Origin of the sequence: Catenuloplanes niger (genome assembly GCF_031458255.1) — a bacterium.
GTDB classification, from domain to species: Bacteria; Actinomycetota; Actinomycetes; order Mycobacteriales; family Micromonosporaceae; genus Catenuloplanes; species Catenuloplanes niger.
The window spans coordinates 1,873,942-1,886,611 of record NZ_JAVDYC010000001.1 but is presented as its reverse complement, the minus strand read 5'-3'; the positions used below and the strand labels follow the sequence as shown (position 1 = coordinate 1,886,611).

General features: G+C 69.6%; 11 protein-coding genes and 1 pseudogene. 7 read left to right on the top strand and 5 right to left on the bottom strand.

The features are described from left to right. Positions 1-129 precede the first annotated feature (129 nt). From J2S44_RS08190 to J2S44_RS08175, 4 genes are all read left to right on the top strand, one after another. The gene (locus J2S44_RS08190) at positions 130-1,026 is read left to right on the top strand and encodes a heme o synthase (RefSeq protein ID WP_310410388.1); all 897 of its coding nucleotides are present in this window, start codon (positions 130-132) and stop codon (positions 1,024-1,026) included. A gap of 287 nt (positions 1,027-1,313) precedes the next feature. After that, the gene (locus J2S44_RS08185; protein WP_310410386.1) at positions 1,314-1,640 is read left to right on the top strand and encodes a hypothetical protein; all 327 of its coding nucleotides are present in this window, start codon (positions 1,314-1,316) and stop codon (positions 1,638-1,640) included. 61 nt (positions 1,641-1,701) lie between these two features. Further along, complete coding sequence (locus J2S44_RS08180; RefSeq protein ID WP_310410384.1) at positions 1,702-2,628, top strand: DcsG N-terminal domain-containing protein; 927 nt, start codon at positions 1,702-1,704, stop codon at positions 2,626-2,628. Between the two features lie 115 nt (positions 2,629-2,743). Continuing rightward, positions 2,744-6,241, top strand: a complete 3,498-nt coding sequence (locus tag J2S44_RS08175; protein WP_310410383.1) for a S8 family serine peptidase — start codon at positions 2,744-2,746, stop codon at positions 6,239-6,241. Between the two features lie 3 nt (positions 6,242-6,244). Here the strand turns inward: J2S44_RS08175 and J2S44_RS08170 are convergent, their stop codons facing one another. The 5 genes from J2S44_RS08170 to J2S44_RS08150 all read right to left on the bottom strand — a co-directional run bounded on the left by J2S44_RS08170 (position 6,245) and on the right by J2S44_RS08150 (position 10,148). Then, positions 6,245-7,621 (bottom strand): restriction system modified-DNA reader domain-containing protein, encoded by a 1,377-nt coding sequence (locus tag J2S44_RS08170; RefSeq protein WP_310410380.1) that lies wholly within the window; start codon positions 7,619-7,621, stop codon positions 6,245-6,247. After that, positions 7,615-8,112 (bottom strand): hypothetical protein, encoded by a 498-nt coding sequence (locus J2S44_RS08165; protein ID WP_310410379.1) that lies wholly within the window; start codon positions 8,110-8,112, stop codon positions 7,615-7,617. Before J2S44_RS08165 ends, J2S44_RS08170 begins: the two co-directional genes overlap by 7 nt. Positions 8,113-8,114: 2 nt before the next feature. Further along, positions 8,115-8,645 carry a ParA family protein gene (locus J2S44_RS08160; protein WP_310410377.1) on the bottom strand — a complete coding sequence of 177 codons (531 nt, stop codon included), beginning with the start codon at positions 8,643-8,645 and terminating at the stop codon, positions 8,115-8,117. Continuing rightward, a complete protein-coding gene (locus tag J2S44_RS08155; protein ID WP_310410375.1) occupies positions 8,582-9,079 on the bottom strand; it encodes a ParA family protein in 498 nt (165 codons plus the stop codon). Before J2S44_RS08155 ends, J2S44_RS08160 begins: the two co-directional genes overlap by 64 nt. A gap of 160 nt (positions 9,080-9,239) precedes the next feature. Then, positions 9,240-10,148, bottom strand: a complete 909-nt coding sequence (locus J2S44_RS08150) for a COX15/CtaA family protein (protein ID WP_374727963.1) — start codon at positions 10,146-10,148, stop codon at positions 9,240-9,242. A gap of 138 nt (positions 10,149-10,286) precedes the next feature. On the opposite strand from J2S44_RS08150, the gene J2S44_RS08145 reads away from it, so the two are divergent. The 3 genes and pseudogenes from J2S44_RS08145 to J2S44_RS42855 form a co-directional block, all read left to right on the top strand. Next, a complete protein-coding gene (locus J2S44_RS08145; protein ID WP_310429515.1) occupies positions 10,287-11,024 on the top strand; it encodes a helix-turn-helix transcriptional regulator in 738 nt (245 codons plus the stop codon). After that, positions 11,021-12,451, top strand: coding sequence for a Fe-S cluster assembly protein SufB (gene sufB, locus J2S44_RS08140; RefSeq protein ID WP_310410373.1), 1,431 nt, complete (start codon positions 11,021-11,023; stop codon positions 12,449-12,451). The genes J2S44_RS08145 and sufB overlap by 4 nt, the downstream gene beginning before the upstream one ends. Before the next feature lie 34 nt (positions 12,452-12,485). Further along, positions 12,486-12,630 (top strand): annotated as a pseudogene (locus tag J2S44_RS42855) (Fe-S cluster assembly protein SufD); the annotation flags it as partial. Positions 12,631-12,670: the final 40 nt, after the last annotated feature.

Below are 12,670 nucleotides of genomic sequence, written 5' to 3'. Positions count from 1 at the left end.
TCTGAGGTGCGTCGCCGTTCGGCCGCTTGCCTGGGTCGCTCCAACGCCGATGCCGGAAGGTGACAATCCGTGAGCACACTCACCGAACGCCCGGTTCAGCCCACTGTCCGTGGGCGAAAGACCCGGTCGGTGAAGCGTCCTCCGGATGCCACCCCCCGCGCCGGAGATGTGATCAAGGCGTATGTCGCGCTCACCAAGCCGCGCATCGTCGAACTGCTGCTCGTCACGACCGTACCCACGATGATGCTGGCCGCAAACGGCCTGCCGTCGCTGTGGCTGATGGCGGCGGTTCTGGTCGGCGGCTCGTTCGCCGCCGGTGGCGCCAGCGCGCTGAACTGCTACATCGACCGGGACATCGACCAGGTCATGCGGCGCACCAAGCGCCGCCCGCTGCCGGCCCACTCGGTCTCGCCGCGCAACGCGCTGATCTTCGGTCTCACGCTCGCCGCGCTCAGCGTCGCGATCATGGCGTTGACGACGAACTGGCTGGCCACGGCCATGACGCTCGGTTCGATCGTCTACTACGACGTGGTCTACACGCTCTGGCTGAAGCGGGTCACCGCGTGGAACACGTTCTGGGGCGGCATCTGCGGCTCCGCGCCGGTGCTGATCGGCTGGGCCGCGGTCACCGGCTCGCTGTCGCCCGCGGCCTGGGCGCTGTTCGGCGTGGTCTTCTTCTGGCAGATGCCGCACTTCTACGCGCTCGCCATCAAGTACAAGGACGACTACGCGCGGGCCGGCATCCCGATGCTGCCGGTGGTGGCCTCGGTCCGCCGGGTCAACGTGGAGATCGTCGGGTTCGCCTGGCTCACACTGATCTCCTCGCTGGCCGCCTGGCCGTTCGGTCTGAGCTGGATCTACGGCGTGCCGGCCACCGTCGTGGGCGCGCTGTTCGTGCTGGAGTCGCACCTGCTGGCCCGGCGGGCGTCCAAGGGGGAGCCGGTCAAGCCGATGCGGCTGTTCCACTGGTCCACGACGTACCTCACGATCGTGTTCCTCGCGGTCGCGATCGACGCGCTGGTGTGATCACGACCCGATAACGCTTCGAACTGGGCTTTCTCGGCCGAAAGGTTGATGCCCGGCCGTCCCTTACGGGCCGTCTTGCTGGTGAAACGCCCGAAAATCCCCGTCGAGTGGTGCTACTCCCTGGGTGGCGCGCTGAAAGTCCGTTTCGTACCGAAATTTTGTCTCGTTTTTCTGGTATAAAGCCTGCCAAAACGGTCAATGATGACGTTGAAACCCCTCGTTAGAGGCATCACAAAAACTTCGGGTAACCCCTGCGTTTCATCTTCTGTCTGCCTACGCTTCCCCGCATGGCAGAAGGTTCCGATACGACGCTGACGATCGACGAGAAGTCGCAGCCGGCCGGTCTGGTCGGCAGCATCCGCTCTTTCGCCGCAGGGCACGGCGGCGCGAAGGCGGTCGTTGAGTACGTCGGTAAGCGCGGCGCCCGCATCGTTCTCGTGGGCGAGGACGGTGAGTGGGCGGACCAGTTCGCCTCCGACACCAAGACGGCGCGGCAGGCCTGCGAGAAGGCCGGCGTCACGGTGGAGAACGAGTGGGAGCGCGAGCTGATGGAGCAGATGCGCCCGAGCAACGACCTCTGGCGGTCCATGGGTCGCCGGATCATGGCGCGTTGAGCCGGTTCCGGCACCAACCCCGCCGCGCGGCATCACCGCAACCTCCAGCACCATCCTTGATGTGACAACCCGACCCTTCGACGACACGGCGACCCGGGCGCAGTCCCGGGTCGCTGTCGTCACCGCAGCCTCCATTCCCGACCTGGAGCCGGACGACCGCCTGATCCTCGCGCCGCTCGCCGCCGCCGGGATCGCCGCGGAGCCGGTCGTCTGGACCGACCCCGTCGTGGACTGGACGGCGTACGACCTGGTCCTGCTCCGCTCGCCGTGGGACTACACCGAGCGCCGCGCCGACTTCCTGGCCTGGGTGTCGTCCGTGCCCGGCCTGCTCAACCCGGCCGACGTGATCGTCTGGAACACCGAGAAGACCTACCTGCGCGACCTGGCCGAGACCGGCGTGCCGGTCACCGAGACGCAGTGGATCGGCGCCGGTGACGTGTGGGCGCCGCCGGAGTCCGGCGAGTGGGTGGTCAAGCCCGCGGTCGGCGCCGGCAGCGTGGACGCGGGCCGCTACGACCTCGGCGACCCCGAACACCGCGAACTGGCCGAACTGCACGTGGAACGACTGCTGGCGGCGGCGCGGCTGGTGATGGTGCAGCCGTACCTGACCGCGGTGGACACGGACGGCGAGACCGCGCTGCTGTACTTCACGGACCCGGCCACCGGCACGCTCGCCTACAGCCACGCGATCCGCAAGGGAGCGATGCTGACCGGCCCGGACACCGGCGTCGAGGGGCTCTACAAGCAGGAGCAGATCGACCCCCGGATCGCCACCGACGCGCAGCGGGCCGTCGCGGAGCGGGCGTTGGGCGCGATCCCCGGCGGCACCGAGCGGCTCCTCTACGCCCGCGTCGACCTGCTCCCCGGGCCCGGCGGCGACCCGGTGGTGGTCGAGCTGGAACTCACCGAACCGTCCCTTTTCTTCGGTTTCGACCAGGACGCCGCCGGCCGGTTCGCCGCGGCCGTCGCCGCGCACATCACCCGTTAGGGCGGCGGATTCCCTCGTTCGAGGACCAACGGGCGCGAGGGTACGGTGGGACGCGCTCATTTATTGACGCTGATGAATGTTGCTTTTGCCGCAGTTCATGTGTTGTTGTCGATGAATGAGCGCTTCCCACCGACGCCTCCTCGTCCTGCCGCTGCTCGCCGGGCTGCTCTGCCAGGCACCCGGCGTCGCGACCGCGACCGGCGCCGTCCCGGCACCGTCGACCGGGGTGACGTCGACCGGGGTGACGTCGACCGGGGTGACGTCGACCGGGGTGACGTCGACCGGGGTGACGTCGACCGGGGTGACGTCGGGCGGGGTGACGTCCTTCGCGGGGGCGGCCGCGACGCATCCGGTCACGCTGATCACCGGTGACCGGGTCACGGTCACGGCCGGTGACAAGGTCGCGGTGGAGCCGGGCCCGGGACGGGCCGGCATGATCTTCGTGACCCGGCGGGACGGCGGACGGCTGACGGTGACGCCGGTCGACGCGCTGCCGCTGGTCCGCGACGGCCGGCTCGACCCGCGGCTGTTCCAGATCGACACGCTCCTCGAGTTCGGCTACGACGACCGGCGCGCCGACCTGCCGCTGATCGCGAGCTACGACGGCGGCGGCGAGAACCAGCCGTTCCCCGGCCTCGCGGTGCCCGGCGCCACCGTCCGCGACGATCTGACCGAGCTCGACGCGGTACTGCTCAGCACGGACCGCACCCGGCAGGCCGCCTTCTGGTCCGCCGTCGTCGCACCGTCCCGCACACTCGCGCCGCCGTTCCCCGCACCGGCGGGGTCGTCCTCCGCGTCTGCGGGGTCGTCTCCCGCGGGCACGGGGTCGTCGTCGCGGCCTGCGGTGTCGTCTGCCGTGGTGTCGTCTGCCGCGCCGGCGGCACCGGCTTTCGCGTCCGTGGGGTCGTCTGCCGGGTCCGCGGGGTCGTTCCGCGCGGGTGTGGCGGACGGCGTGTTCGCGGCCGGGATCGGCACGATCTGGCTGGACGGGGTGCGGCAGCCCGCGCTCGAGCGGAGCGTGCCGCAGATCGGCGCGCCCGCCGCCTGGCAGGCCGGCCACGACGGCACCGGCACCACCGTCGCGGTCCTGGACAGCGGCGTCGACGACACGCACCCGGACCTGACCGGCCGGGTCGCCGGCCGGGCGAACCTGACCGAGGGCGCCGAGGACGCGCAGGACCGCACCGGCCACGGCACGCACGTCGCGTCCACGGTGGCCGCAGTCGCGCCCGGCGCGTCGCTGCTCGACGGCAAGGTGTGCGTCGACGGCGGCTGCGCCGAGTCGTGGATCCTGGCCGGCATGGAATGGGCCGCCACCCGGGGCGCGACCGTGGCCAACCTCAGCCTGGGCGGCCCGGACTCGGCGGGCACCGACCCGCTGGAGGCGGCGATCGGCAACCTCACCGGCGTGCTGTTCGTCGTCGCGGGCGGCAACACCCCGCTGGACTCCGCGATCAACTCACCGGCCTCGGCCGACGCGGCACTGGCCGTGGGCGCGGTCGACAGGTCGGACCGGCTCGCGTCGTTCTCCGCCCGCGGGCCCCGGATCGGCGACGGCGCGCTCAAGCCGGAGCTGGTGGCGCCGGGCGTGGACATCACGGCGGCGCGGGCCGGCACGGACCAGCGGGTGGCCATGTCCGGCACGTCGATGGCGGCACCACACGTCGCCGGCGCGGCCGCGCTGCTCGCCCAGCAGCACCCGGACCTGTCCGCCGCCGCGCTCCGGGCACTGCTGATCGGCGGCGCCACGCCACTGCCGGACATCGCGGTCGTCGCGCAGGGTGCCGGCCGGGTGGACGTGGCCCGGGCGATCACGCAGCCGGTCCTCGCCGAGCCGCCGGTGCTCAACCTCGGCCGCGCGTCGTGGCCGCACCAGGACGACCCGCTGATCACGCGCACCGTCACGTACCGCAACACCGGGTCCGCCGCCCTTGAACTTGATCTTGATCTGTCCGGCTTCCCGGCCGGCATGGCCGAGGTCAGCCCGGCCACGCTCAGCGTGCCGGCCGGCGGCGTCGCCACCGCCACGGTCACCGCCGACACCCGGGTCGACGGCGCCACCGGGCTGATCAGCGGGCGGCTCACCGCGTCCGGCGCGCTGGTCACGCCGGTCACGCTGGACCGTGAGGCGGAGAGCTACCAGGTCACGGTCGCGCACGTGGGCCGGGACGGCCGGCCGCTGCCCGACTACAGCACGCTGCTGGCCCGCGCGGACGGGACCGTGGTGGCGTCGCTGCCCGCGTCCCCGGCCGGCGACGGTGTCGTCACGGTCCGGGTGCCCGCCGGGTCGTACTCGCTGATGACCGCGCTCGTCGGCCCCGGCGTGTCCGTGCTGGCCCAGCCCGCGCTGACGGTCGCCGGCGACGTGCGGGTCACGCTCGACGCGCGGCAGGCCGCACCGGTCTCCGCCCGCGTGCCGGCCACCGACGCGGTCCCGGTGTTCGGCGAGGTCGCCACCACGCTCGTCACCCCGGCGCGGACCGTCGAGGTGGGCACGTTCGGCGGGTCGCTGGACGGCTTCTTCGCCGGCGCGACCGGCCCCGCCGCGGCCCAGCCCGGCTTCGTCGCCCGGGTCAGCTCCACCTGGACCGCGCCGGGCACGTCCGGCAGCCCGTACGTCTACCACCTCGGCTGGCTGCGGCGCGGCACGATGATGACCGGGCTGACCCGCACGGTCACGCCCGACCAGCTCGCCACCGTACGCGCCGACCACGCCCGGGAGGGCACGGTCGTGACCGGCCGCAAGACGGCCTGGCCGGTGCTGCCCGACACCATCATGGGCGGCTTCGCGCACCCGTTGCCGTTCGCGCTCCCGTTCGCCCGCACCGAGTACTACAACACCGACGGCGGCGCCTCCTGGTTCCGCTCGCTCGACGAGATCGCCCGGGTCGACGGCGTCGACGTCGCCGTGACCAGCACCGTCGCGCCACCGCAGGGCTACCGGCCGGGTGCCGTCGCGGAAAGCTGGAGCCGCGGCGTCTTCGCGCCCTCCGTCGCGTCCCCGCCGTACGACCACCAGTGGGTCACCCGGGACGGCGACACGCTCCGCGCCCTGGCGCCGCTCTACGGCGACGCGGCCGGCCGTGCCGGCTACTCCTCGCTGGCCACCGGCACCGTCACGCTCACCCGCGACGGCGAGCCGCTGGCCTCCGCCGACGGCGTCACCGCGGAGTTCGCGCTGCCCCCCGACCCGGCGTCGTACCGCCTGGAGGTCTCGGCCTCCCGCGGCGGCCCCGCCGTGCTCTCCACGGACGTGCGGGTGGCGTGGACGTTCCGCTCCGCGCACACGACCGGGCTGACCCGGATGCCGCTCTCCACGATCCGCTTCGCACCCCCGGTCGACGCGTCCAACGCCGCCCCCGCCGGCCGCCGCGTCACGGTCCCGGTCACCGTCCACGCCCAGCCGGACTCCGCCGCCGCACCGAACGCGCAGCTCACCGTCGACGTCTCGTACGACGACGGCGCCACGTGGTCGGCCGCGCCGGTCACGGCGGGCACGGTCGTGCTGGATCACCCGTCGACGCCGGGGTACGTCTCGCTGCGCGCTGCCGCCGCAGACGCGTCAGGCAACAGCGTTGTTCAGACCGTGATCCGCGCGTACCGTACCGCCTGATCCTCAGCCGGCGAGACGGCGCAGCGTGGTGTTCATGTTCCGTAGCATCAGTACGGTGTCCTCCGGCAGCGGATCCGGATTGAAGTGCATGACCTTGTTCCGGATCCGTCGGATCTCGTCCAGCCGTCCGATGAAGGCCTTTCGATCGAGTTGCCAGTTCAGACGTTCCCACTGGGCCTCGCTCTCCAGCACTCGCTGGTAGTCGCCCATCGACATGTCATCGAAGCCGTTGATGCGCGAGCTGCAGAGCGCTTTCACGTCGTCCAGCAAGATCCGGGCGGCGATCGCCCGTCGCAGTGCACGGTCCAGATCGCCGATCAAGATGAACGGGTTCGCGGTCTCCCCGTAGCGGGCCACGATGTCGTCGGTGGTGACGACGCCCGCCACTTCGTTTCGCTCGTTCTTGACGAAGACGAACCCGGATCGGCGGACTCGGTCCAGCACATCGAAGAGGTCGGTGTCGTACGGGACCGCCTGCGCGTCGATCGTGGCGTCGGCCAATCGTGCGTCCGAGTTCCGGTGCCGCGCCTGGCTGATCGACTGCCAGGTCACCGCGCCGCGTAACTGATGCTTGCCCGACATCACCGCGAGCTGCGAATAGTCGTTGAGCGACATCTTGGTCACGGCCTCGTTCATCGATGCCGTTGGTGGCACCGACTCGACGCCACTCAATGGGGACAGGTTGCCGACCGTGAGCCAGGCGTGGCGCGGCTCGGCGTCGTCCTCGTCGTCCTCCGGCAGGACGGTGACGTCGGGCTCCGGTTCTGCGGCCTCCTCCTGGGCGATCTCCTGCGCTGCGGTGATCATTTGAACCGTCGCGTCCAGCGTTACGCTCCGGAATCCCGGCCGGGTGGCGAGACCGTGGTTGGCCAGGTCCGCCTCGATGCGGCTCACCTGGTCGCCGCGATCGTGCGCGCCCCACAGCGACAGTAGTTCACGGACCGTCGTCGACTGCGGATCGTTCGCGTCCGCCCGCCTCCGCATCTCTCGCAGGCGTTCGTGCACGCGGGACAGATGGCCGTCACCGGCCGTCTCGGCCGCGATCGGAGGCGCCTCCGAGACCGCTTTATCCAGCAATTCTTGCCGCAGTGCGTCGAGGGGCCGGTGTTCAGGCTCGACGATCCAGGCGTGCCAGCCATCCAGTACCCGCGTGTTCGCGGCCGCCATTGCGGCACGGGACGGCGACTGGAATTCCTCCCCGTTCTCGAGGCGGATCCGGCCGTCCTCGGTGACGACAGCGCTGTACGACTCACGCATGCGCGGCCGTGTGAAACTGAGCGCCGTGCCCGGGGCGAGCAGTCCCGCGGCGAGTAGGTCCCGTAGGACGACGCGGCGTCCGTCGATGAGATATGTGGACCGGATGCGGTCGGGCGTCACCATGAGGACAACCCGTCGAAGGTCCGGCGCGCACCGATCGCGTGCCGCAGAATGTGCTCGATCAGTTTCGCCTTGCTCAGACCGCCCGCACCCTCGATGTTGAGTGCCTGCGCGATCAACTTCCGGTCCTCGTTGTTCTTGGCGACGCGGTTGAGGTGTCCGAGGCCGTCGCTCTCCGTCTCGCACCGGCGCAGCGCTTCCGCCGTCTCCGCCGCCTTCTGTTCGTCGATGGTGGGTTTGGTTCGGCCGGATGACCTCTTCGCCGGTGCCGGGTTCACCGCTGGCAGCGGCACGGTTTCCGGCGGACGCGCGCTCGACTCCATTGGGCGGGACGGCGGGGGCGCGCTCGTCTCCACCGGCTGGGACGCGGAGATGAAGGCAAGTGTGGTGTGCCCGTGTGCGAAGGCGAGCACCTCCTCCTCGCGCTGCTTGACCAAGAATTCGAGCACGCCGTGCGCAAGGCGCAGCATGGTCATCAGCGTCGATGCGGCCATGATCACCCCTTTTCGGAAAGGGAGGCCAGGAATTCCTCGGTCAACTCGCGTAGTTCGACGGTCAGCGGATCGACCGGAGAACCGCGGAGGACTGCCGGTATTCCGTTCTCGCCCGCCTCCGAGAAGTATTTAGGATTGTTGCGAATGGTGGACTGCAGCACGCGAGCCAGTCCTTGCGCGCGAACCAGTTCGATCTGATTGCGCTGGGCGTTGATCGGCCGACCGATCTGGTGCTGCGTCATGGTGAAGGCGATGCCGGCGATTCGCGGTGCGATGGGTCGTCGTGGACCCCAGTTTTCCGACTGATGACTGGCGTGTTTATTGAAGTCCTTTACCAGTTTGTTCAGGCTGGTGACCATGTAGCCGATGCCGAGCGTCGAAAGGTAATCTGGCTTGGCGGGCACGAGAAGATAATCGCTGGCCACGATCGCGGTCTTGGTGACCAAGCCGAAGTTCGGCGGACAGTCGATCATGATGAGGTCGTAGTCGCGGAACTCCGGTGCCTGTAGTGCGTTGGCCAGGCAGTCATGCACAAGAAGATATTTTCGGGTCGACGAGTCGAAGTCGTGGCCGCTGTTGAGGATCGCTCCCACTGCAGGTCGATGTCGATGAGGCCGAGGTGCGAGGCGATGAGGTCGAGCCGGCCACCCGTGTCCTGGATCCGCTCATTAACGCGTGGTGGAGTCACGACGAGTTCCGCTAGCGGCACCTTCTGGCCCGGGCTGTCGCCGTCGTACCAGCGCTTGATGGTCCGATTCTCGCGCAGTTCCTCCTGCCATTCGGTTGTGGTGTAGAAGGACAGTGTGAGATTTGCCTGCGGGTCGAGATCGATGACCAGAACTCGATGCCCGAGATTCGCAGTTTCCGCCGCGATGTTCGCGGTCAGCGTCGTTTTGCCGACACCGCCCTTGTAATTCATCACTGACACGACATGCACGAGACACCCCCCGGGTGGGTACGAAAGCAAATGGCCCCGGAGGCACTATATGTGGCAAATGGTTTTTCTAGTGAGCAGTCAAGAGGCGTCATTGACGAATGGCGCGAAAAGGGTGTCCGGGGGAATGGCATTCCCAGAATAGAGTGGACTTCCGGGTGCCGTAATCACCTGATCGGCGTAGTCATTCCGGCTACGCCGTGGTGTGCTCCCCCGCCGGGCGGGTGGCGTGCAGGACGTGGAGGGTGGCGATCCAGACCAGGCAGGCGCCGAGCATGTGGGCGCCGACCAGGATGACCGGGAGGTGGGTGAAGTACTGGACGAAGCCGACGGTGCTCTGGGAGAGCTCGACCACGAGCAGCAGGATCGCGGGGCCGGTGGGGGCGCCGGCCAGCCGGGCGGCGAAGTAGAACGCGACGGACAGGCCGATCAGCAGCATGACCAGGTCGACGTGGAGCTGGGAGATGAGCTCGGGGTCGAGGTGGTTGCGCTTGGCGCCGCCGTCGCCGGAGTGGGGGCCGGCGCCGGTGACGATGACGCCGACGACGACCACGGCGAGGCTGACCAGCGTGGTGATCCAGGCGAGGTGGCGCAGCGGGCGCGGGGGAGTGGTGGTGACCGGGTGGTCGACGGTGCGGCGCCAGAACAGGTACGCGGTGGTGATGACGAAGATGGAGCCGAGGAAGTGCAGGCCGACCACCCATGGGTTGAGGTTGGTCAGCACGGTGATGCCGCCGATCACGCCCTGCATCGGGATGCCGAGCAGCGTGACCAGGCCGAGCGTGACCAGGCGGCGCCGGCGGGGACGTTCCAGTACGGCGGCGAGCAGCGCGGCGATCGCGATCGCGATGACCACGAACGTGAGCAGCCGGTTGCCGAACTCGATGATGCCGTGGATGCCCATCTCGGGCGTGGTGGTGTAGGACTCGTCCGTGCAGCGGGGCCAGGTGGGGCAGCCCAGGCCGGACTTGGTGAGCCGGACCGCGCCGCCGGTGACCACGATGCCGACGTTCGCGACGAGGGACGCCAGGCCGAACCCTCGCAGCCAGCGGTCCAGGTTCCGGACGGCTCCGGGATCGGAGGTGGGCGGAGCGGGCGTGATCACGGACGATTGGCTCACGGAGCCCAATCCTACGCAGCGTCGTAGAGGCGTGTTCACCCCGGTGGCGCGGGTCACCGGAGGGGCGGTTTGCAGGTGCGAGCCGAAATACGTAACACTGGCGTAGTGAAAAACCTGGAGCTGCTCTCCGCGAGCGCGACGGAGGCCGACCCGGCCACCGGCGCGCAGGACGGCCGCACCCGGGACAAGATCACTCAACTGTTGCTGGAGCGCGGTGGCGCCACCGCGGCCGAGCTCGGCCGGGCGCTCGGGCTGAGCGCCGCCGGCATCCGCCGCCACCTGGACGCGCTGCTCGCCGACGGTGACGTGACCACCCGTGACCACACCTCGGGCGCGCCGCGCGGGCGTGGGCGGCCGGCCAAGGTCTTCCTGCTCACCGACGCGGCGCGGCTGCGGTGCGGCACGCACGCCTACGACAACATCGCCTCCGCGGCGCTGCGCTTCATCGCGGTGCACAGCGGTGCCGCGGCCGTCACCGAGTTCGCCGAGGCACAGGTCTCCGCGCTGGAGCAGCGCTGCCGGCAGGCCCTGGAGGGGGCGGGCGACGACCCGTTCGCCCGGGCGGAGGCACTCGCGGCCGTGCTGACCGCGGAGGGCTACGCTGCGAACGCGACCACGATCGCGACCGGCGGGCAGCTGTGTCAGCACCACTGTCCGGTGGCGCACGTGGCCGCCGAGTTCCCCCAGCTCTGCGAGGCGGAGACGGCGGTCATCTCCCGCCTGATCGGCACCCACGTGCAGCGTCTGGCCACGATCGCGCACGGCGACGGGGTCTGCACCACGCATATCCCGGCTCCGGCCGGGCACGCAGGTAACACCACCACGAAGAAGAACTCCACCGTGAGGACAGATCGATGACGGACCAGATCGCGCAGCCGATCAGCCAGGAGGAGCACCTCGCCGCGCTCGGTAAGTACGAGTACGGCTGGGCTGACTCGGACGCGGCCGGCGCCGCGGCGCAGCGAGGGCTGTCCGAGGCCGTCGTCCGGGACATCTCCGCGAAGAAGAGCGAGCCGCAGTGGATGCTCGACCTGCGGCTGAAGGGCCTGCGCCTGTTCGGGCGCAAGCCGATGCCGAACTGGGGTGCCGACCTGACCGGCATCGACTTCGACAACATCAAGTACTTCGTGCGTTCCACCGAGAAGCAGGCCGCCAGCTGGGAGGACCTGCCCGAGGACATCAAGAACACGTACGACAAGCTCGGCATCCCGGAGGCGGAGAAGCAGCGCCTCGTCGCGGGCGTCGCCGCGCAGTACGAGTCCGAGGTCGTCTACCACGCGATCCGTGAGGATCTCGAGGAGCAGGGCGTCATCTTCGTGGACACCGACACCGCGCTCAAGGAGCACGAGGAGCTGTTCAAGGAGTACTTCGGGACGGTCATCCCGGTCGGCGACAACAAGTTCGCCGCGCTGAACACCTCGACCTGGTCCGGCGGCTCGTTCATCTACGTGCCGAAGGGCGTGCAGGTCGAGATCCCGCTGCAGGCCTACTTCCGGATCAACACGGAGAACATGGGCCAGTTCGAGCGGACGCTGATCATCGCGGACGAGGGCTCGTACGTGCACTACGTCGAGGGCTGCACCGCCCCGATCTACTCGTCCGACTCGCTGCACAGCGCGGTCGTCGAGATCGTCGTGAAGAAGAACGCCCGGGTGCGGTACACGACCATCCAGAACTGGTCGAACAACGTCTACAACCTGGTCACCAAGCGCGCCGTGTGCCACGAGGGCGCGACCATGGAGTGGATCGACGGCAACCTCGGCTCCAAGGTCACCATGAAGTACCCGGCGGTCTACATGACCGGCGCGCACGCCAAGGGCGAGGTGCTCTCCGTGGCGATGGCCGGCGAGGGCCAGCACCAGGACGCGGGCGCGAAGATGGTGCACGCGGCGCCGCACACGTCGTCCAGCATCATCTCGAAGTCGATCGCCCGGGGCGGCGGCCGCACCTCGTACCGTGGCCTGATCCAGGTCCTGGAGGGCTCGACCCAGTCGAAGTCGACGGTGAAGTGCGACGCGCTGCTGGTCGACACGATCTCCCGGTCGGACACCTACCCCTACGTCGACATCCGCGAGGACGACGTGTCGATGGGGCACGAGGCCACGGTCTCGAAGATCAGCGACGACCAGCTCTTCTACCTGATGAGCCGCGGCCTCAGCGAGGACGAGGCGATGGCGATGATCGTGCGCGGGTTCATCGAGCCGATCGCCAAGGAGCTCCCGATGGAGTACGCGCTGGAGCTCAACCGCCTGATCGAGCTGCAGATGGAAGGCGCCGTCGGTTAATCCCGACGCTTCACGAATCAAGAGCTAGGACGAGATGACTGCTGAAGCCATAGCGCCGCCGAAGACCAAGTCGCAGGCGCTGCGCTCCTACGATGTTGCCGACTTCCCGGCGCTGACCGGCCTGGAGGAGGACTGGCGGTTCACGCCGCTCAAGCGCCTCCGCGGGCTGGCCGGCGCCACCGAGGCGGTCAGCGGCGGCGTCACCGTGGCGCTGCCCCA

Coding starts and splice junctions, on each gene's coding strand:
- J2S44_RS08185 (WP_310410386.1), top strand. CDS start 1,314: ATGGCAGAAGGTTCCGATACGACGCTGACGATCGACGAGAAGTCGCAG.
- sufB (WP_310410373.1), top strand. CDS start 11,021: ATGACGGACCAGATCGCGCAGCCGATCAGCCAGGAGGAGCACCTCGCC.
- J2S44_RS08165 (WP_310410379.1), bottom strand. CDS start 8,112: ATGGCCGCATCGACGCTGATGACCATGCTGCGCCTTGCGCACGGCGTG.
- J2S44_RS08175 (WP_310410383.1), top strand. CDS start 2,744: ATGAGCGCTTCCCACCGACGCCTCCTCGTCCTGCCGCTGCTCGCCGGG.
- J2S44_RS08170 (WP_310410380.1), bottom strand. CDS start 7,621: ATGGTGACGCCCGACCGCATCCGGTCCACATATCTCATCGACGGACGC.